Here is a 20395-nt window from a genome sequence, read left to right as displayed (position 1 = left end):
GGCTGCTATCGTGCGGAGGTGGGAACCCGAGACGACCTCCTCGCCGCGGCCAAACAGTGCCTGGCCGAACGCGGCTACGCGCGCACCACCGTGCGCGACATCGTGGCCGCCTCCGGGACCAATCTGGCCGCGATCAACTACCACTTCGGCACCCGCGACAAGCTGCTCACCCAGGCCATGATGGAGTCGAGCGCGACCGCGGTGCAGGCAATCCTCGACTCGCTGCCCGCCGACGACACCGCGGACCCGGCCGCCCGCCTGCGCGCCTTCCTCCGGCAGCTGATCGCGTCGTTCACCGAGGAACGGCTGCTCTGGTCCGCCAATATCGAGAGTTTCGTGCAGGCGCTGCACTCCCCCGAGCTGCGCACCGAACTCGGTACCGCGCAAGGCCAAGCGCGCGAAGCGCTTTCGCATGTCTTCGCCAGCGCGACACCCGATCCCGCGGTCGGCGCGGTGTTGCAGACCATGATCGGCGGTCTGCTCATCCAGTGGCTCATCGATCCCGCCAACGCGCCCTCCGCCGAGACCATCGCCGCGGGTCTGCGCGCGCTGGCCGAGGGGCTCGCGGCGGCCTGACCGGTACCGGGCGACCGCCGGGCGAACCCGTCGGCCCGTGCTAACGTTCCCGCCCGTGCCGATCACCCATGCTGGAACGATGGCGATTCTGCTGGCGCTGGTGTCGATGTGCGCCACGCTGGTCGGTGGCTTCGTCGCGGTCCGCATCGGCGACCGCAAACACCTGGTGCTCGGCCTGGCCGCCGGGGTGATGCTCGGCGTGGTCTTCTTCGACCTGCTGCCCGAGGCGCTGGAACAGTCCAGTCAACACGTGCTCGGGGTGCCCGCCGCGTTGATCACCGCGGTGGTCGGGTTTCTCACCATCCACGTCATCGAGCGCGCGGTCGCCATCCATACCGGGCACGAGCAGGAATTCGGCACGCACACACACGGTTTCGAATCCGTCGGCCTACTTGCCGCGGCGGGCTTGATCTTTCACAGCCTGCTGGACGGCTTCGGCATCGGCCTCGGCTACCAGGCCGGCGCCACCGTCGGCGCCGCGGTGGCCATCGCGGTCATCTCGCACGACTTCGCCGATGGCTTCAACACTTTCACCATCTCCACCCTCTACGGCAACGCACGCAAGCGGGCGCTGACGCTGCTCGCGCTCGACGCGATCGCTCCCGTCGTCGGCGCGGTACTCGGCACCCTGATCCACGTCCCGCAAAGTGTGGTCGGCCTCTACCTCGGCTACTTCGCGGGCTTCCTGCTCTACCTGGCCACCGCCGACATCCTGCCCGAGGCGCACGCCGTGCACCCGTCCCGACTCACCCTGGCCTGCACCGTGGCGGGTGCGGCGCTCATGCTCGGCGTCGCCGCCCTCAATCACTGAGCGGTCAGAACACCGGCCGCGGCATCAAGACCACCCGCCAGCCGTCCGGGTCGGGAAAGGTCAAGCCGCCGTTGGCAGTCCAGTACGGATTTTCCGCATCGACCGGCTCGATACCGGCCTCGGTGAGCCGCCGCGCGACGTCGGACATCCGCGCGGCATCGGCGAAGTACAACACCAGCAGGTTCTCCGCACTCGGCGCGGCACCAGGACTCCCGTCGACATGAGTCGTGAACTCCAGGTGATAGCCGGTCCCTGGCAGCCCGACCATCACCCCGCGGTAGCCATCGTGGCCGTCGAATCGGAACAGCTCAGATAGCCCGAGAACATCCACATAAAACCGCACCACCGCGTCGAGCTGGTCTGTCGGCCGAGCGATCCGAACCTGCGCTACCGGCAGTGAATCGGGCCATTGGTCGTTGTCTGCTCCCACCACTCGACAGTACGACCCAGTCGTTAGCAACCAAGGTTGACTATCTTCGATTTAGTCAACTAAAGTTGCTTGCATGCCCACCCCCGAAATCCCTGACTCCGGCGGCCCCGCCGACCGGCTCGCGGCCGTTGTCGCGTTGCGGCGCTTGGCCGATCAGCTGGAGGACACCGCCGTCGAAGAGGCCATGCGGACGGGCTGGAGCTGGCCGCAGGTCGCCGAGGCGCTCGGCGTCACCCGGCAAGCGGTGCACAAGAAGCACGCCAAGCGGCTCATCGCGGCCGGCGTCAGCCTGAGGAGGCGCTGATCATGACCCCATTCGACGAATACCTGCACGCGGTCATCACCGAGGGCAGCAGCGAGGCACAGCGAGACGGGTCGGCGACCGTCGAGGCGCAACACGTGCTGCTGGCGATCGCCACCCAGGAGGGCACCGCGCCGCAGCGCGTGCTTGCCTCGGTCGGGCTCGACGCTCAGGCGCTCCGCGACGCGTTGCACCGCGAGTTCGAACACAGCCTGAGCGCGGCGGGAGTTTCGCTCGCCGACCTGAATGTCCCCCGCCCGCGGGCCTATCGCAAGAGCGCACCAACGGTCGGCGCCTCGACCAAACTCGCACTGGAGCGCGGCTTCAATTCCGTTCCCCGCAAACGAGATCTGCGCCCGGCGCACGTGCTCCTCGGGATACTTCGCGCCGACGTCGGGACCGTGCCGCGCGCGCTCACCCTGGCCGGTGTGGATCGGGCCGATCTGCAAGCACGGGTTCTGCACACCATCGAGAACGTGTGATGACGGAACATCCCGAGGTCCAGCACCTGCTGGACGAGGCGGTGCGCGAACGCGGCCTGCCGGGCATCGTCTGCGAGATCCGCGACGAGCATGGTCGCTGGTTCGGCGCCGCGGGCGCGGCCGACACCACGACCGGCCGTCCGCGCGACGCCCGCGAACACTTCCGAATCGGCAGCGCCACAAAGGCATTCACGGCCACCGTCGTGCTGCAATTGGCGGCGGAGGGCAGACTGAACCTGGACGACACGGTGGACAGCTGGCTGCCAGGACTGCTCGCGGGCGACGACGGCACCGCGGTCACCATCCGTCAGCTGCTGAACCACACCAGTGGCCTGTTCACCCACACCGACGACGAGCAGGTGCGATCCGGCTCCGGCTGGCGGCCCGAGCAGCTCGTGCGTATCGCCATGACCCACCCGCCGTACTTCGCGCCCGGCGCGGGCTTCCGGTACTCGAACACCAATTACGTGGTCGCCGGAATGCTCATCGAGCGAATCACGGAAAACCCACTCGCCCAGGAGGTCTCGCGCCGCATCAGCGAACCGCTCGGGCTGACCGCGACATACTCGGCGGGCGCCGAAACAGCGATGCCGGAACCACGTCCACAGCACTACTCGACCCTGTTCGATCCCGCCCCCGATGCCGAGGTCTACGACCTCACCGAGGGTGATCAAACCTGGTCGGGCGCTGCCGGGGACATGATCTCGACCACCGGAGACCTGCAGGTCTTCCTGCACGCGCTGCTGACCGGGCGGTTGCTGCCACCCGCCCAGCAGCGCGAGATGTGGACCACCGTCTCGACCGAGGGTGCGGAGTGGGTCGCGGATACCCGGTACGGCCTAGGCGTGTTCGAGCAGAAATTATCAGGCGGCACAACGGTTTACGGCTTGGCCGGGGCCACCATGGGCTCGTGGACCTGGGCGATGGGCAGCCGCGACGGCGAGCGCGTCGTGGTGACCCACACGAACGGCGACTGGAACGACCCACTGGAGGTCTTCCTCGCCGTACTGCGAACACAATTCGACTCGACCGTGCCGACACACCACTGATCGACAAAGGCCGCCTTCCCGTAATGGGAAGACGGCCTTGATCTTTCAGCTAAGACTACCGTCCGGCGCGAACGGCAGGAGCCTGCTCACGGGTCGCGACGGTACGAGTGCGCGGGGCTCCGCTACGGGCGGAACGGGTCGCGGGCCGGCCCGCGGCATCGAAGCCATGGGCCGCGGCACCGTTGCCGCCACGACCATTACGGCTGCGCGGCTGGCCACCGGCGGCGAACGGTGCGCCGTCACCGGCACCACGCCCACCGCGACCACGCGACTGACCACCGGCGGCACCGCGCGACGCGACGTCATCGGTGCCACGCGCGGTGCGGGTACGCGGCTGGCCACCGGCAACAGCACCATCACGCGCACCACGCTCGCCACGACCGCGGGCCTGTCCGGCAGGCGCGCTGTAGCGGCGATCGCCACCACCACGACGGTTCCGGTTGCCCTGGGTATCGGCGTTCGACGTCACGGGCACCGCGCTCGGCGCTACCCGCGGCGCGACGGTGCCGACCAGCGCCGTCACCGGCGCCGAATCAGCGGTCACCCGCTGCGAAGAAACGTTGATGTTCGCCTTGCGCAGCAGCGTCGCGACGTCGCGGCGCTGCTCAGGCAGCACCACGGTGACGACGTCACCGGAGCTGCCCGCGCGCGCGGTACGCCCGGAGCGATGCAGGTACGCCTTGTGCTCGGCCGGCGGATCGACGTGCACAACCAGCTCGACGTCGTCGACGTGCACGCCGCGCGCCGCGATATCGGTCGCGACGAGCACCCGGGCCGAGCCGTTGGTGAAGGCGGCCAGGTTGCGGTCGCGGGCGACCTGCGACAGGTTGCCATGCAGGTCCGTCGCGGGAATGCCCACCATGCTCAGCTGCTTGGCGAGCTTGCGCGCCTGGTGCTTGGTGCGCATGAACAGGATCCGGCGCCCGGATCCGCCAGCGAGGGTCTCCACCAGGATCCGCTTGGCATCGGCGCCGCCGACCTCGAAGACGTGGTGGGTCATCGCGGGCACCGGCGAGTCCGCCGTGTCGACGGAGTGGTTGGCCGGGTTGCGCATGAACTGCTTGACCAGCTTGTTGACGCCGTTGTCCAGCGTCGCGGAGAACAGCAGCCGCTGCCCACCGCTCGGCGTGGCCGCGAGAATGCGGGTCACCGCGGGCAGGAAGCCGAGGTCGGCCATGTGGTCGGCCTCGTCGAGCACGGTGATCTGCACGTCCTGCAGCGAGACGAGCCGCTGACGCATCAGGTCCTCGAGCCGTCCGGGGCAGGCGACGACGATATCGACACCGGCCGAGAACGCCTTGGCCTGCCGGTGCTGGGAAACGCCACCCATGATGGTGGTCACCTTCAGCCCGGCGGCGGTGGCCATCGGCTCGAGCGCGGCGGCGATCTGGGTCGCCAGCTCGCGGGTCGGGGCGAGGATCAGGCCACGGGGACGACGGCCTGGCTTGCGGTCGCCGCCGGCCAGGCGGTCGACCATGGGGATGGAGAAGGCGAGCGTCTTGCCGCTGCCCGTCTTGCCGCGGGCGAGCACGTCGCGACCGGCCAGGGTGTCGGGCAGCGTGGCCGTCTGGATCGGGAAGGGAGCGGTGATGCCGCTCGCCGTGAGGGCGCCGACCAGCTTCGCGCCGACTCCGAGAGCGGCGAACGACGTGGTGGCGGCAGGGTTCGAAGCAGGGGTTGTCATATGTGGTGGGTGTGCCTTCCAGGCATCGGGGTGTACCCCAGCGCTGCGCGGGACAATCGTCCATGCGTTCGGTGTTTTGACACCCAGCTGAGGCGCCGACGCGAAAGGTAAGACATCCACGACGGATCGAGAGGGAGCGTGAAGATCAACGCTTGCCTTTGGTAACTCTACCGCAACCTCGAGTATTCCTCGCCTCCGGACCGCGAGGTCGGTAGTGGGTTACGTCACGACACGTCACACAAGGCATAACCGCTGATGTCGCACGGTCCGCACCCGTCGATCGGGAAACAGGCTCGAACGAAAACCGCCCCCTGCGAAAACAGGGGGCGGCCAACGTAGTTCGCCTATTCGCTCGCCAGCGCGCGCCTGCGCACCCGGCGCGCCGCGGCGACCAGATTGCGCAACGACGGCTCCAACTGCCAGTAGTGCCGCGTCTTCAACCCACCGTCCGGATTCGCCCATAGTCGATCCGGCGTGATGGCTTCCGCTGCGGCGGTGAGCAATTCGTCCAGCTCGTCGATGTCCGGGATGCGCGCCGAGCGGCTCTCGTACACACCGGGACCGACGCCGTGGGTGAGTCCGTGATCGGTGCCACTGTCCGCCTCGAGCGCCTTCACCACCCATTCGATCGAGCGGGTCGCCACGATCGCGGTGACGTCGCAGTCGAGCTCCTCGATCGCCTCGACCACCTCGGCCCGGCCGGAATACCCGATGTGCGTGTGGATCTGGGTTTCCGGCTTGACCCCGGAGGTGGCCAGCCGGAATGCGCCGACCGCCCAGCGCAGGTACTCCGCCCGGCCCTGCGGCCGCAGCGGCAGCATCTCGCGCAGCGCGGGCTCGTCGACCTGGATGATCGCGATGCCCGCCTTCTCCAGGTCCACCACCTCGTCGCGAATGGCAAGGGCCACCTGGTCCGCGGTCTCGTGCAGCGGCTGGTCCTGCCGGACGAACGAGCGGGCGAGCATGGTGACCGGCCCGGTGACCATGCCCTTGACCGGCTTGTCGGTCAACGACTGGGCGTAGCTGATCCAGTCCACCGACATCGGCGCGGGCCGCGACACGTCGCCGTAGAGGATCGGCGGTCGCACGCACCGGGATCCGTACACCTGCACCCAGCCGAAGTGGGTGGTCACGAAGCCGTCCAGCAGTTCGGCGAAGTACTGGATCATGTCGTTGCGCTCGTGCTCGCCGTGCACGAGCACGTCGAGGCCGATGTCCTCCTGCAGCCGGATCGTCGCCTCGATCTCGGCTTCGATCCGCTTCTTGTACTCGTCGAAGGACAGCCGACCCTGGCCGAGCTCGTAGCGGGCCTGCCGAATCTTGTTGGTCTGCGGGAACGAACCGAGCGTGGTGGCTGGCACCGGCGGCAGGTTCAGCTTGGCCTGCTGGGCCGTTCGGCGCACCGCGTAGGGCTCACGCGTCCGCATATCCGGCGTGACCGCGTAAACCCGTTGCCGCACAGCGTGCTTCTGCTTGAAGTGCACCTCGGTCGGCCGCTTGCGCCAGCTCTCCGACGGGCCGTCGGTGAGCGCCTTGGCGAGCGAAACCACCTCGCCGACCTTCTGTTTCGCGAAGGCGAGCCGGTCGGCCACATTGCCGAGGATGTCGTACTCGATGAGCAGGTCGTACGGCACGTGCAGCAGCGTGGTCCCGGTCGAGACGACCAGGTCCGGGCACACCTGCGCGAGCCGGTTCAGGTACTCGAGCGTGACGTACCGGTCGGCCCGCCAGACGTTCTGCCCGCTGATCACACCGGCGTACAGGCGCTTACGGCGAATGCCGGGGATCTCCGCGAGGTCCTCCGGGGTGATGCGGTAGCTGGACAGGTCGAGGCCGATGGCCTCAACATTGCTGGCCGCGAGGATCCGCAGTGCCTCACCGAAATCGCCGTACTGCCCGGTGACGAGCATGCGCGGGCGCAGCGGCGCCTTCGAAAGTCGTTGGTAGGCAGCCTCGAACGCGGCGAGCTCGGCGGGTGTGCGCTCGCTGGTGAACGCGGGCTCGTCCAGCTGCACACAGGTCGAGCCGCGCTTGGCCAGGATCTCGAACAGCTGCTCGTACGCCGGGAGCAGCTTGTCCAGCAGCTTCAGCGTGTCGAACTCGTCCTGACCGGGCACCTGGCCCGCCTTGGAGAGCAACAGCAGCGACAGCGGGCCGAGCACCACCGGCCGCAGCTCGATACCGCGTTCCTTGGCCCGGTCGAATTCGTCGAGCAGCGCCTCGGGGTGCAGCGAGAATTCGGTGTCGGCATCCAATTCCGGCTGCCGGTAGTGATAGTTGGTGCCGAAGAACCGCACCAGCTCCAGTGGCGGCACATCCGGATTGCCGCGCGCCATCAGGAAATAGAAGTCCAGCGGGTCCAGCTCGTCCCGATATTGCGCGAACCGCTTGGGCACGGCACCGAACAGCAGGGCGTTGTCCAGCACGTGGTCGTAAAAGGAGAAGGTATTGCCGGGGACCTGGGTCAACCCGGTGGCGGCGAGTTCGTTGAACTGCCGTTCCTGAATGTCGCGGCCAACCGCGAGCAATTCGTCGCGCGGGATCGCACCGCGCCAATAGGCCTCTAGTGCCCGCTTGAGTTCTCGATGCGGCCCGATTCGCGGATAGCCGAGGATGCTCGATCCGTAGCCGTCGGTCACGTTCACCATGAGCGCGCTGCTCCCTTCGATGGCTGTGCGGCGCCCGGGAGGAACATCGGACGCCGCACGCTAAAGCGCCTGGGTTGAATCGAAACGAGCTCAGGCCCGGTTGTACTGGTAGAAACCCGCGCCGGTCTTCTTACCGAGCAACCCGGCTTCGACCATACGCATGAGCAGCGGCGGAGCGGAGTACAGCGGCTCCTTGAATTCCTGGTACATCGAGTCGGCGATCGACTTGACGGTGTCCAGGCCGACCAGGTCGGTCAGTGCCAGCGGACCCATCGGGTGCGCGCAACCGAGCACCATCGCCTTGTCGACGTCGTCCTTGGTGGCGAAGCCGGACTCGACCATCCGGATGGCCGAGAGCAGGTACGGCACCAGCAGCGCGTTCACCACGAAACCGGACCGGTCGGCCGAACGGACGACCTGCTTGTCCAGCACATCACCGGCGAACGCCTCGGCGCGCTTGGACACGTCCTCGCTGGTCTTCAGCGTGGTGACCAGCTCGACCAGCGGCAGCACCGGCACCGGGTTGAAGAAGTGCATGCCCACCACGCGCTCGGGCTGGGTGGTGGCCACCGCGATCTTCATGATCGGGATGGAGGAGGTGTTGGAGGCGAGCACGGCGGCCGGGTCGGTGACGACCTTGTCCAGCTCGGCGAAGATGGCGGTCTTCACCTTCTCGTCCTCGAGCACCGCCTCGACCACCAGCTGGCGGTCGGCGAAGTCGCTGAGATCGGAGGTGAAACGCAGTCGCCACGCGGCCTGTTCGCGCTCCCGCTCGGTGATCTTGCCGCTGCTGACGCCGCGGTCGAGGGAGCGAAGAATGCGTGAGCGGCCGGCTGCGGCCAGCTCCCTGGTCTGCTCGAAAACAAGCACGTCGACGTGCGCCCTCGCACACACCTCCGCGATTCCGGCACCCATCTGTCCGGCACCGATGATGCCGACGCGTTGAATCTTCTCGCTGCTCACGTCCCGCTCCTGCTGTTGGTCTGGCTAGTCGGTGGCTGGAGGGGTGTGCTCTTGTGTGAGCGGCCCCTCGATGGTCCAAGGTATAGGGATGCCCTCCCCGCTGGGGCTGTTCAGCGGGGAGGGCGGTACACCCCTACAGGGGGCTATCGGTATTCACGTCGGGAACCTCATTCCCTAGGCGAATCACGGGTGGCTCAGTGGAACTGGCCCTCTTCGGTCGAACCCTTCAGCGCCGCGGTGGAGGTGTTCGGGTCCACGGTGGTCGCGATGGTGTCGAAGTAGCCGGCACCGACCTCACGCTGGTGCTTGATGGCGGTGAAGCCACGCTCGGTGGCGGCCTTGAACTCGCGCTCCTGCAGGTCGACGAAGGCGGTCATGCCCTCGCGAGCGTAGCCGTAGGCCAGGTCGAACATGCCGTAGTTGAGCGAGTGGAAGCCGGCCAGGGTGATGAACTGGAACTTGAAGCCCATCGCACCGAGCTCACGCTGGAACTTCGCGATGGTCGCGTCGTCCAGGTGGGCCTTCCAGTTGAAGGACGGCGAGCAGTTGTAGGCCAGCAGCTGGTCCGGGAACTCGCCGCGGACCGACTCGGCGAACTTGCGGGCGACCTCGAGGTCCGGCACGCCGGTTTCCATCCAGATGAGGTCGGCGTACGGCGCGTAGGCCTTGGCGCGGGCGATGCAGGGCTCGATGCCGTTCTTCACACCGAAGAAGCCCTCGGCGGTACGGGTGCCGTCCAGGAACTCACGGTCGCGCTCGTCCACGTCCGAGGTGATCAGGGTGGCGGCCTCGGCGTCGGTGCGGGCGATGATCACCGACGGCACGTCGGCGACATCGGACGCGAGACGCGCGGAGGTCAGCGTGCGGATGTGCTGCTGGGTGGGGATCAGCACCTTGCCACCGAGGTGACCACACTTCTTCTCCGAGGCGAGCTGGTCTTCCCAGTGCACGCCTGCGGCGCCGGCCTGGATCATGGCCTTCTGCAGCTCGTAGGCGTTCAGCGCGCCACCGAAGCCGGCCTCGGCGTCGGCGACGATCGGGGCGAGCCAGTTCTTGACGGTGTCGTCGCCTTCGACCTTGGCGATCTCGTCGGCACGCAGCAGCGCGTTGTTGATGCGACGCACCACGGCCGGGACCGAGTTGGCCGGGTAGAGGCTCTGGTCCGGGTAGGTGTGGCCGGACAGGTTCGCGTCACCGGCGACCTGCCAACCGGACAGGTAGATGGCCTTCAGGCCGGCGCGGACCTGCTGGACCGCCTGGTTGCCGGTGAGGGCGCCAAGCGAGTTGATGTAGTCCTCGTTGTTCACGAGATCCCAGAGGATCTCCGAACCGCGACGAGCGAGAGTTGCCTCTTCGACGACGGTGCCCTGGAGCTTCGACACCTGCTCGGCGGTGTAGTTACGGGTGACGCCCTTCCAGCGGGGGTTGGTGTCCCAGTCCTGCTGGATTTCCGCAGCGGTCTTCGGGGTGCCGGCGTTCGACATCTCTGACTCCACTTCCTCGTTTTAAGTCGATTGCCCCACGGCCGAGCGGTGAAACAGCTCGAACTGCTGGAGCGGCAATTTGCAGGCTTGCTAGGCCCATGGGGTGTACTTCCACACGATTGCACAATGCGAAATGGCCGTCTACCTGTTGCTAATGTGAATCTAAGCTAGGTTTCGATCCCGGTTTGCTAACTCTGCGAAATTTGCGGGCAAATTGCAAAGATGCAACCTACCGGCAAGTAGCCCTGACATGCGGTTTTAGCGTAACGCCCGTACTGTTAGAGATCGACGGGGAATCAACCAGCCGTGCGGCCAGCCATTCCGGGTTGTGAGGACGTTCACAAGTACGGGCAGGTGCCGCCCGTGTGGCCCACGCCACCCGCGCGTGACCGCCGGTCGCCGGTTCGGGCAGACTTTCCCGAGATGCCACAGCACCCACGTGCATCCGGACAGGAGCCCCCATGCGGACATCGGTCATCGCCGCCGCGTTCACCCTCGCCTGCACCGCAGGCCTGCTGAATCTGCCCGTCGCCACCGCGGCGCCCGTCGGCACGGTCGAATCGGTCGCCCCGCTGGCACCGGCCGCCACCCCGCCGGGCGCGGTGAATTCGACCCGCATGCTGTACCGCTCGACCACGGCCAACGACGTGCCGACCACCGCGAGCGCGGCGGTCTACTTTCCGCCGGGCGCACCGCCGCCGGGCGGCTGGCCGGTCATCGCGTGGGCGCACGGCACCGTCGGACTCGGCGACGACTGCGCGTACAGCATCGCCGGGCCGGGCGCGGTCGAGCGCGACTGGGCTTACCTCGGCACCTGGCTACAGCAGGGTTACGCGATCGTGGCCGCCGACTACGCCGGGCTCGGCACGCCGGGTGAGCATCCCTATCTCAATGGCGTCGTCGAAGCGCACAACGTCGTGGACGCGGTGCGGGCGGCGACCGAGCAGTATTCGTCGCTGGCGAAGAAATGGGTGGTGGTCGGCCAGTCCCAAGGTGGCGGCGCCGCAGTCTATACCGCGCGCTACGCCACCGAATTCGGTGGTCCGGAACTCGACTACCGCGGTGCGGTAGGCACCGGCGTACCGGCCTATATCGAGGACATCCTGCAGCCGCTCGGCCCGAATGTGCCGCCTGTGAAGCTCAGCCCGCACACCACGGGCTATGTGCTCTACATCCTCAACGGGCTGCGCACCACCTACCCGGAATTGAACATCGAGTCCTATCTCACCGACGCGGGCCGCTCCTGGCTGGCCAAGGCGCGCGAGGAGTGCCTCGTTCCGCTCGGCGACGAGCTCGCCGCAGGCGGTGTCGTGGTCGGAAACTTGTTCAGCAAGCCGCTGGCGCAGATCCCCGACCTGCACGGACTGCTCACCCGCTATCTCGGGCTGCCCGAATCCGGCTACGACAAGCCGCTGTTCATGGGCCAGGGGCTACGCGACACCGACGTCATCATGCCGGAGACGCTGCGGTTCGCCGCGGTATTGCGGGCGAACGGGCAGCCGGTGCAGTTGCACACCTACCCCGAGGACCACAGTGCGACGGTGAACGCGTCGCTGCCGGACTCACTGCCGTTCGTGCGCAACCTGTTCGGCTGATCCCCCGGCGTGCGCGGCCGGCCCTCACGGACCGGCCGCGCGGTGCCGGCTAGCCGGACAGGCTGCTGAGCGTGCAGACCAATTGGCCGATGGGGTGGATCACCCCGGTGCAATCTTTGGCAACCGACTCGGCGGCCGGGGCGGCCGGCTCGAGCTGGAGCGTGGCCGCGCCTGCCGCGCCCGCGCCGATCAGGGTTGCGGCGCCGATGACGGCGCCGACGACGATTCCACGCAGTACTGACATCAAGAAACTCCCTATGTTGGGTGTGCGACGGTTGGTGAACTGTGTTGCGCCGGACATGACTTCCCCTGCCCTGGGCGCGTCCGGTCCCCGAAAACCGGCCGCGTGCTGTCGATCGGCGCGGGGACTACGAGAGCGAACTGAGGATGCAAGACGGCAGATTGATCGGCCGCCCGTAGTCGCAGCCTGAATCCTGGACGGGCTCGACCACCGGGGTGGCCGGTTCGAGCCGAATCGTGTCTGCCATGGCGGCACCTCCGCCGACCAGGACGGCAGCGCCGACCAAGGTGGCGACGACCATTCCACGTACTGCGAACATTCAAGAACTCCTCATGCATCGGGTAGACGGCCGAACATAGTCTCCGAGCGCTCGCGATGCATGCCCCGAATTATGTTGTCTCAGAATCGAGTCCACGCAGTGCGTCAGTTGCCCCGCGGCGGATGGACCTTGCGCCAGTGTTCGGCGATGTCGATGCGGCGGGTTATCCACACCTGGTCGTGGGATTGGACATGGTCCAGGAAGCGTTCCAGGGCGGCGATTCTGGCCGGGCGGCCGACGATGCGGCAGTGCAGGCCGATCGACAGCATCTTCGGGCTGCCTTCGGCGCCTTCGCGATACAGCACGTCGAAGGCGTCGCGCAGGTGGGCGAAGAACTGCTCGCCGGTGGGGAATCCGGCGGGCGAGGCGAAACGCATGTCGTTGGTGTCCAGGGTGTAAGGCACCACCAGGTGGTCGTTGCCCCGCACAGTGACCCAATAGGGCAGGTCATCGGCATAGGAGTCGGAGTCGTAGACGAAGCCGCCGTGCTCGACCACCAGCTCACGGGTGTTCGGCGAGTCGCGGCCGGTGTACCAGCCCAGCGGTGCGGCACCGGTGAGTTCGGTGAGCAGGCGCACCGCCTCGGCCAGGTCCGCGCGTTCGGTGTCGCGGTCGGTCAGCTGGTAGGACTTCCAGCGCAGGCCGTGGCTGGCGATCTCGTGACCGAGCTCGCGAAAAGCGGCTACCGCCTCGGGGTTTCGCTGCATGGCGCGCGCAACGGCGAAGATGGTGAGCGGCAGGTCGCGGCGCTCGAAAGCGCGTAGTACCCGCCACAGTCCGGCACGGGAACCGTACTCGTAGAGCGACTCCATGCTCATGTGACGGTTCGGAAAGGCTTGCGCCGGAGTCATTTCCGAGAGAAAGGTCTCCGAAGCCGGATCGCCGTCGAGGACGTTGCTCTCGCCGCCCTCCTCATAGTTCAGCACGAACTGCACGGCGATCCGCGCGCCACCGGGCCACCGCGGGTCGGGCGGGTGCTGGCCATAGCCGATGAATTCGCGCGTGGACTCGCTCATCCGCCGAGCTCTCCGTAGAGCCGCAACCGGGCCAGGCCACCGTCGGGGTAGATGTCCAAGCGCACCTCCTCCACCGAGGCCGCCATCGGCGCGATCGCGAACTGATGCCTGGTGTCGGGCAAAAGCTCGGTGCGCGGCAGCAATTCGAGCTCGGTGCCGTCGTTGGTGCGGCCGGTGAGCCGGGCGGCGCCCGGGCTGTTGCCGAGAAAGTATGAGGTGTCGATCTCGGCGAGCCGGATCAGGCCGGGTCCGGCGAGCCGGATCCGCACCCAATCGTTGCCGTCGTCGCGGCGCCGGGCGGTCTCCCAGCCGTCGCCCATCTTCCTGGCCAGCCCGGGATACAGCAGCTGATTCGGCGAGCTGTAGAAGCGGTTGGAGCAATCCAGCACCAGCGCACCGTTTTCCAGCGCGGCCAGGTCGAGCGGGCCGAGGCCGAGCAGGCGCGGATCGGGGCTACCCTCGCCGTGTACTCGAAGCCGAGCCACCCCGCCATCGGGGTGCATGGTGAGTTTGACGTGGGTCCACCGACGTTCGCTCGCGACGGCGAACGGGTTGCGGCTGTCCCCGGCGACCGGCGCGTGATCGATCAGGGTCTCCCAATCATCGCGGGCGGCAATGCTTTCCGCCGTCGGATAGTCCACCACCTCCAGCGCGGCCACCGAGACCGCGGGCGGGTAGTTGCCCTTGAACCAGGCGGTATCGACCACGATGCCGCGGATCACGCCGGGCACGCCGAGCCGCACGATGGCGGAGTCGTCGCCGGGCTTGCCACGGTGCCTTCGGGTTTCCCAGCCGTCGTAGACCTGGCCCTTGTGCCCGAAGGTCGAGGGCTGATATTCGGCCGGGCCCGGGTTGACCAAATTCTCCTTCTCCGCGAAGAATTCGTCGTCGGCCCAGATCACCGAGCCGCCGAGCGGACGAACCGCGAGGTCGGGAAGCAGCGTGAACTCCGGCTGGTCGGTCACGACCGCACTTCCTGCGGAATCGGCGAGCGGGTGACCAGCGCACGCAACACCGCCGGTGACAATTCCGGCGCTCGGGCAGCGAGGTCTTCGGCGGTGCGCGCGCCGCACTCCACGCCGCGTAAAACGGTGGACGCCAGAGCTTCCGCGGTGGCCGGTTCGTCCATCACGCCGCCCGATCGGCGGTCCAGGTAGGCCTGCAGTCGCGGCACGGCCACGTCGATCGCCTGCCGGAAGAAGTCATAGGTCGCCAGCCAGCGGGTTACCAGATGGCCGGGGTGCATGTCCCACCCCTGGTAGTACCCGCGTCGCAGCGAGCGGCTCACCAGGCGGTGGTGGTTGCGCAGCGCCGCTTCGGGCTCGGTGTCGGGCACGATCTGGGTTGAGCCGTCGCACACCCAGACGCCGGTCTGCGCCGCGGCGACCTGCATGACCGCCTTCGCGTAATCCGCGGCCGGGTGATCGAGGGCCTGGTCCGGCGCGGCGACACCGCACGCGGCGGTGTAGTCGTAGGTGCCGAAATGCAATGCGCTGCAGCGCCCGTCGGCCAGCCCGAGCATCCGCGCGATCGGCGCGGTGCCGTCGGCGGCGATGATCGCCTGCGGGCTCTCGATCTGCAGCTCGAAGCGCAGCGTGCCCGCGGCGAGGCCGTAGCCGCTCTCCAGCCCCTCACACAGCGCGACCAGCGCTGGAACCTGCTCCGCCGCACGGATCTTGGGGACGGTGAAGACGAATCCGGCAGGCACGTCGACCATGGCCGCCAGCACCAGTTCGAGGGTGCGCAGGGTGCGGTTGCGCTCGCCGATCGCCAGGCCCTTCGTCCTGATGCCATAGCTCTGCGGGCGATACGGCGTGTATGCCCAGGTGGCCAGCACGGCACCGGCCGCGCTGGCCGCCGCGTCCTCCTCCGAGTCGGTGCGAAACCCGTAGCCGTCCTCGAAGTCGATGCGCAGATCTTGAATCGGGTCGTGCTCCAGACGCTTGCGCACATCGGGCAGCGATCCGGTCGAATCCAACTCGGACAGCAGGTCGACATGACGGTCCAGCAGCTCGACGGCCGCGGCGCCCCACGCGGGCGGGGTGTCCTCGCGAATACGGTCGGCCGAGACATACGCCGTGTGGATCGGCTGTGCTCGCCCGTCCGGTCCCGGGTAGCGCGTGCGCAGCTCGGCATCGACGGTATCCAGCATCGCGTCGATCCTGACCCGGACATGCTCCGGCAGCTGCGTCCGAGCGGCGTCGTTCGCGGGGCCTCCGTGGTTACGCAAGTTGCCTCCTCCGGCCCTGAGGCACGACTCCGCCTCGCTGCCGCTCGGCTCCGTCATGCCTCCAGACGCACTGTGTCCTCGGTTCGCTCGCTGACGCTCGCTCACGACGCTGGGTCACCGCTGATCTCCTTCCTGCATGGACCGCCAGATCCGATCGGCGGTCATCGGCAGCCGATCCGGCCGCACCCCGACAGCATCCCGTATCGCGTTCGCCAAGGCGGGGGCGACCGGGTTGTACGGGGATTCACTCATCGACTTGGCGCCGAGCGGGCCGAACGCGTCGGCGGTATCGGCAAAGTACACCTCGGTGCGCGGCACGTCCGAGAACCGCGGAATGTGGTAATGCCGCAGCGACTGGGTGGTGACGACGCCGAACTCGCTGCGCATGTCCTCGTAGAGCGCGGTGCCGATGGCCTGCGCGACGCCGCCCTCCACCTGGCCGCGGCATTGCACCGGATTGAGCACGGTCCCGGCGTCGGCGGCTTGGATCGACTGGAGGATGCGCACCGAGCCGGTGTCCTGGTGCACGGCGACGCGGAAGGCGTGCACGTTGAAGCTCACCGATCGCGGGGTGCCCGAGTGCTCGCCGTGCGCGACCAGCTCGCCGTCGGCCAGCAATTCGCGGACGCCGAATACCTGGTCGCCGCAACGGACTCCGTCGGACTCGAGCACACAGTCGCGCTCGGGCAGCCCGGCCAGCTTCGCCGCCCTGGCCAGCAGCAGTCTGCGCAATTCGAGCGCCGCCGCGTAGGTCGCCTTGCCCGCCACCACGATTCCGGTGGAGCCGAATGCGCCGGTGTCGTGCCCGATCAGGTCGGTGTCGGATTGCCGGACCAAGATGCGCGCCGCATCGGTTTCCAGCGCGGAGGCCGCGAGCTGGGCGTGCACGGTGGTGGTGCCGTTGCCGAATTCCGCGGTACCGACGCGGATCTCGTACCGGCCGTCGGGCAGCAGGGTGATCGTGGCGTCCGCCGAGTGCCCGCGCGGCGGGATAGTCGCGATCATCGCTATCGCCATCCCGGTGCCGACCCGCCACCGCGGCCCTGGATCCGATACCCCGTTGCCCCGCAACAGTGCTCGTTCGGCCAGGTCGATGCACTGGTCGAGGCCGTAGCTGCCGAACGACAGATCGCTCTCGTCCACCTCGGCGCCGACGAACTCGTCGCCCGGGACCACCACGTTGCGGCGCCGGAACTCGAACGGGTCGATGCCGAGCGCACGCGCGAGATCGTCCAGCGCGGACTCGATCCCGAAAATGACCTGGCCGAGCCCGTAGCCGCGGAACGCGCCGGAGGGAATGTTGTTGGTGTACACCGCTTGCGCGTCCACCCGCTTGTTGGCGCAGCGATAGACGCCGATCGATTCGCCGACACCGTGGAACATCACGCCCGCGCTGTGATTGCCGTACGCGCCCGCGTCGGCGAGCACGTCGACCAGCAGCGCGGTCAGCACGCCGTCCGCGTCGGCGCCCGCGGTCACCGCGACGCGCATCGGGTGACGGCAAGTGGCGGAGGAGAATTCGTCGGCCCTGGTGAATTCGTACTGCACCGGCCGCCCGGTGCGCAGCACCGCCAGCGCGATCAGGTCCTCGGCCAGCATCTCCTGCTTGGCGCCGAACCCGCCGCCGACCCTGGTGGCGAACACCCGCACCTGTTCGCGCCGCAGCCCGAACAGCTGACACAGCTCGTCGCGCACCAGGAACGGCACCTGCGTGCTGCACCGAATGACCAGCCTGCCGTCCGCGTCGAGCCAGCCGATCCCGCCGTGCGTCTCCAGGTGCACGTGCTGTCCGCGCGGCGAATGCCACACGCCGCGCACCACTTTCGCCGCCGCCGCGAGACCGGCAGGCACATCGCCCACCTCGCCGTGCACCTCGGCGATCAGATTACGTTCGGCGTCCGCGATCCGCGCCGAATCCGGTTTGCCCCCATGCAGTTTCGGCGCGTACGGCGCCAGCGCCTCGGCAGGCTCGAACACCGCGGGCAACACCTCGTACTCGACCCGCACAGCCCGGCAGCCCGCGCGTGCGGCCGCCGAACTCTCCGCGACCACCGCCGCGACCCGCTGCCCGACGAAGCGCACCGTCCGATCGAGCACGTAGGTGTCGTCCGGATCGTCGGCTCGTAACTCGTGCCGTGCGGTGGAAAACGCCACCTCCGGTGCGTCCCGGTAGGTGAGCACCGCGCGCACTCCGGGCAGCGCCTCGGCGGCTGTCGTATCGATGGACACGATGCGCGCGTGCGCGTGCGGACTTGGCAGCACCGCGAGGTGCAGCGGAGCGGTGGGCGGCGAGACCTCCGGTTCCCCAGGTGAACTCGCGTGCACGTCGTTCGCGCCCGGTCGGATATCGAAGGTGAACGGCTCCATGCCCCGCACGATCCGCGGACCGGCGGGGGCCCCGACACCAGCGCCTGCACGCCCGGCCACCACGGGCCCCGATTCGCCACTGCCTGAACATGTTTCGGAGACAGCACGCGCTGTCGCACCGGTCGGAGCGGCGTCGGCCGGCCCACCGGCCAACGCTTCGGCGATCGATCGATAACCCGTGCAGCGGCACAGGTTTCCCTTCATCAGTTCAGCCAACTCGGCGTCGGAACGGCCGCCGTATTCGACCGCGCCGACGGAACTCAGCGCCGCGGCGCCCGCCGATGCGACGGCACCGTCTCGCGCGACTCCATCGACCGATACCGCGGCCGCTTCGCCCGGCAGATCCGCGCCGCTGGGCGCGACAGCCGACGCCGTCCCGGATGTACCGCAACCGAGGCCCGCGGCGGTCACCACCATTCCCGCGGTACAGAACCCGCATTGGAAGGCGGCGTTCTCGACGAATCGGCGCTGTATCGGGTGCGGCTCTTCGGCGGTGCCGAGCCCCGCCGCGGTGGTGATCACACGGTCGGCCGCACGGTGGGCCGGAATCAGGCACGAGTGCACGGTCATTCCGTCGACCTGTACCGAACAGGCCCCGCAATCGCCTGTGTCGCAGCCTTTTTTGACCGACAGGGTGCCTTGCTCGCGGAGCAAGGTGCGCAGGCATTGGCCTGGGCGCGGTTCGGCTTCGACAGCTCGGCCATCGACTTCGAATCTCATAGTCGCTCCCGATCCGGGGCGCGCAGCTCGGCGGCGACCTCGCGAGCGAGTACGCCGGTGACGTGCCGGCGCCAGTCGGGCGTGCCGTGCGGGTCGTCGAACCACAGCAGTGGATCTATTTCCGCGACCACCGCATCGATCTCGGCATCGCTTGGCGCCGCGGCGAAATCCAGCACGACGGGTCGGGCAGTGGCCGCGGTAATGGTGACCACGCACCGGCCATCCGGATCACACCGCCCCATCACCACTGATCCGGACCGGCCAAGCGGCGCGAGCGCGACCTTCCGGAAACTGGTGTGCGCCAGCAGACTCGACGTCGGCACGGTGATCGAGCGCAACACCTCACCAGGTTGCAGCACGTTCCGACCGGGACCGAGTACGAACTCCCGCAGCGGAATCCGGCGATCGGCGCCCTCCGGACCCCACACCAGCGCGACACCGTCGAGCGCGGTCAGCGCCGCGAGCACGGCACCGGCGGGCAAGGACAAACAGATGTTGCCGCCCACCGTCGCCGTACGCCAGATCTTGTGCGACGCAAGCAATGCCCGGCACCCCTTGGCGAACAACCGGGTCCCCGGCCACTGTTCGCGCAACACCGGCGCACCGAGCTCACGCCCCGGCACCGCACCGGCGAATTCGGCCAGCGTGCAGGTGGCCGCGATCTCCAGCCCGTCCGGCCGGACCGTGAACGCGGGCCAGCCGAGCGCGGTGATGTCGACCAGCCGCTCCAGGTGGTTCTGCGGCTCGGAGAAGAGGAAGGTGCCGCCCGCGAGCACCGCGCACGACGCATCGACCGCAGCCAGGTCCGCTCGCTCCCGCGCGAGCACCACCGCACGGATCGTGTCCAGATCCACGTCTCACCTCACTCCGCTGTCGCTGCGGCCACCCTAGGGGCGGGGAGTTGCCGCAATGTTGCACAACAACCGCCCCTGATGTCGCGACCGTTACCGGGCCGGCGTCCGACCGGCCTACTCCACTCCCTCGGATCGCCCGCGCGCCCCGCGACACCCGACGTCCGTTCCGTTCGCCACCACAGTCAGAGGCGACCCTGTTCCAGTATCCCGCACATGCGCTGAACTGGCACAATGCCGGTTCAATACCTGCCGGTCTATTTCTGACGGTCCGCAGCACAGGCGTCGAAAACACTCGCGGCGACAGCCCGCGAACTCCACCGGTCCGCAACACGCCGAGCCCCCGGTCCACGACGCGCGCTCGACACGCGATATCGAGGACGTCACACACTCGACAACCAGGCGGCTGCCAGATTAATGTCCAACCCGGCCCACTCTGTGTGACATTTCCCACGCGTACGCGGGCCATCCCTTACTGATGTGTGCCACCGACGGCCCCGTTGTCGGCAGCCCATGTCCCGACGCGGAGGGCCTCCGATCAACGCCAACCAGCGGGCGGCGACCGCCGACCACGAGTTGCCAGCGGACCACTGTCACCGGCGACGGCGCCGCCCTCTACGATCGCTAC

Annotated in this window: 18 protein-coding genes; 6 read left to right on the top strand and 12 right to left on the bottom strand. The window is 68.1% G+C overall.

The window, feature by feature from the left end; all coding sequences use genetic code 11:
* The first annotated feature begins 18 nt into the window (after positions 1 to 18).
* Positions 19 to 576, top strand: a complete 558-nt coding sequence (locus ACIA8C_RS30400; RefSeq protein WP_397140616.1) for a TetR/AcrR family transcriptional regulator — start codon at positions 19 to 21, stop codon at positions 574 to 576.
* A gap of 79 nt (positions 577 to 655) precedes the next feature.
* The gene (locus tag ACIA8C_RS30395) at positions 656 to 1387 is read left to right on the top strand and encodes a ZIP family metal transporter (RefSeq protein WP_397140614.1); all 732 of its coding nucleotides are present in this window, start codon (positions 656 to 658) and stop codon (positions 1385 to 1387) included.
* Positions 1388 to 1391: 4 nt separating this feature from the next.
* Here the strand turns inward: ACIA8C_RS30395 and ACIA8C_RS30390 are convergent, their stop codons facing one another.
* Entirely contained in the window at positions 1392 to 1817 is a 426-nt protein-coding gene (locus tag ACIA8C_RS30390) for a VOC family protein (protein WP_397140611.1), read from the bottom strand.
* A 73-nt stretch (positions 1818 to 1890) separates the two neighbouring features.
* Between ACIA8C_RS30390 and ACIA8C_RS30385 the strand changes: the two genes are divergently transcribed.
* The 3 genes from ACIA8C_RS30385 to ACIA8C_RS30375 are packed head-to-tail and all read left to right on the top strand — an operon-like array spanning position 1891 to position 3649.
* Positions 1891 to 2121: a hypothetical protein gene (locus ACIA8C_RS30385; protein ID WP_397140609.1), complete on the top strand. Its 231-nt coding sequence runs from the start codon at positions 1891 to 1893 to the stop codon at positions 2119 to 2121.
* A 2-nt stretch (positions 2122 to 2123) separates the two neighbouring features.
* Positions 2124 to 2600, top strand: a complete 477-nt coding sequence (locus ACIA8C_RS30380; protein ID WP_397140607.1) for a Clp protease N-terminal domain-containing protein — start codon at positions 2124 to 2126, stop codon at positions 2598 to 2600.
* Positions 2600 to 3649: a serine hydrolase domain-containing protein gene (locus tag ACIA8C_RS30375; RefSeq protein ID WP_397140605.1), complete on the top strand. Its 1050-nt coding sequence runs from the start codon at positions 2600 to 2602 to the stop codon at positions 3647 to 3649. Before ACIA8C_RS30380 ends, ACIA8C_RS30375 begins: the two co-directional genes overlap by 1 nt.
* Before the next feature lie 55 nt (positions 3650 to 3704).
* Here the strand turns inward: ACIA8C_RS30375 and ACIA8C_RS30370 are convergent, their stop codons facing one another.
* The 4 genes from ACIA8C_RS30370 to aceA all read right to left on the bottom strand — a co-directional run bounded on the left by ACIA8C_RS30370 (position 3705) and on the right by aceA (position 10428).
* Complete coding sequence (locus tag ACIA8C_RS30370; protein WP_397140603.1) at positions 3705 to 5333, bottom strand: DEAD/DEAH box helicase; 1629 nt, start codon at positions 5331 to 5333, stop codon at positions 3705 to 3707.
* Between the two features lie 344 nt (positions 5334 to 5677).
* Complete coding sequence (metE, locus tag ACIA8C_RS30365) at positions 5678 to 7981, bottom strand: 5-methyltetrahydropteroyltriglutamate--homocysteine S-methyltransferase (protein ID WP_397140601.1); 2304 nt, start codon at positions 7979 to 7981, stop codon at positions 5678 to 5680.
* A 90-nt stretch (positions 7982 to 8071) separates the two neighbouring features.
* Entirely contained in the window at positions 8072 to 8944 is an 873-nt protein-coding gene (locus ACIA8C_RS30360; protein WP_396991390.1) for a 3-hydroxybutyryl-CoA dehydrogenase, read from the bottom strand.
* Positions 8945 to 9138: 194 nt separating this feature from the next.
* Positions 9139 to 10428 (bottom strand): isocitrate lyase, encoded by a 1290-nt coding sequence (gene aceA, locus ACIA8C_RS30355; protein ID WP_397140599.1) that lies wholly within the window; start codon positions 10426 to 10428, stop codon positions 9139 to 9141.
* 461 nt (positions 10429 to 10889) lie between these two features.
* Between aceA and ACIA8C_RS30350 the strand changes: the two genes are divergently transcribed.
* Positions 10890 to 12023 (top strand): lipase family protein, encoded by a 1134-nt coding sequence (locus ACIA8C_RS30350; RefSeq protein WP_397140597.1) that lies wholly within the window; start codon positions 10890 to 10892, stop codon positions 12021 to 12023.
* 49 nt (positions 12024 to 12072) lie between these two features.
* On the opposite strand, the gene ACIA8C_RS30345 is transcribed toward ACIA8C_RS30350, so the two are convergent.
* The 7 genes from ACIA8C_RS30345 to ACIA8C_RS30315 all read right to left on the bottom strand — a co-directional run bounded on the left by ACIA8C_RS30345 (position 12073) and on the right by ACIA8C_RS30315 (position 19770).
* The gene (locus ACIA8C_RS30345; protein WP_397140595.1) at positions 12073 to 12267 is read right to left on the bottom strand and encodes a hypothetical protein; all 195 of its coding nucleotides are present in this window, start codon (positions 12265 to 12267) and stop codon (positions 12073 to 12075) included.
* Positions 12268 to 12391: 124 nt separating this feature from the next.
* Positions 12392 to 12583 (bottom strand): hypothetical protein, encoded by a 192-nt coding sequence (locus tag ACIA8C_RS30340; protein WP_397140593.1) that lies wholly within the window; start codon positions 12581 to 12583, stop codon positions 12392 to 12394.
* A gap of 104 nt (positions 12584 to 12687) precedes the next feature.
* Positions 12688 to 13599: an allantoinase PuuE gene (gene puuE, locus ACIA8C_RS30335; protein ID WP_397140591.1), complete on the bottom strand. Its 912-nt coding sequence runs from the start codon at positions 13597 to 13599 to the stop codon at positions 12688 to 12690.
* On the bottom strand, positions 13596 to 14564 hold the full coding sequence (alc, locus tag ACIA8C_RS30330; RefSeq protein ID WP_397140589.1) for an allantoicase: 969 nt from the start codon (positions 14562 to 14564) through the stop codon (positions 13596 to 13598). The genes puuE and alc overlap by 4 nt, the downstream gene beginning before the upstream one ends.
* Positions 14561 to 15751 (bottom strand): DUF6986 family protein, encoded by a 1191-nt coding sequence (locus ACIA8C_RS30325; protein WP_397140866.1) that lies wholly within the window; start codon positions 15749 to 15751, stop codon positions 14561 to 14563. Before ACIA8C_RS30325 ends, alc begins: the two co-directional genes overlap by 4 nt.
* 192 nt (positions 15752 to 15943) lie before the next feature.
* Positions 15944 to 18916 (bottom strand): molybdopterin-dependent oxidoreductase, encoded by a 2973-nt coding sequence (locus tag ACIA8C_RS30320; protein ID WP_397140587.1) that lies wholly within the window; start codon positions 18914 to 18916, stop codon positions 15944 to 15946.
* Positions 18913 to 19770: an FAD binding domain-containing protein gene (locus tag ACIA8C_RS30315; protein ID WP_397140585.1), complete on the bottom strand. Its 858-nt coding sequence runs from the start codon at positions 19768 to 19770 to the stop codon at positions 18913 to 18915. Before ACIA8C_RS30315 ends, ACIA8C_RS30320 begins: the two co-directional genes overlap by 4 nt.
* Positions 19771 to 20395 lie beyond the last annotated feature (625 nt).

The sequence above is a fragment of the Nocardia sp. NPDC051321 genome, from assembly GCF_044455225.1.
Taxonomy (GTDB): Bacteria; Actinomycetota; Actinomycetes; order Mycobacteriales; family Mycobacteriaceae; genus Nocardia.
The sequence above is the reverse complement of the archived record's forward strand: the minus strand, read 5'-3'. Positions and strand labels throughout refer to the sequence as shown.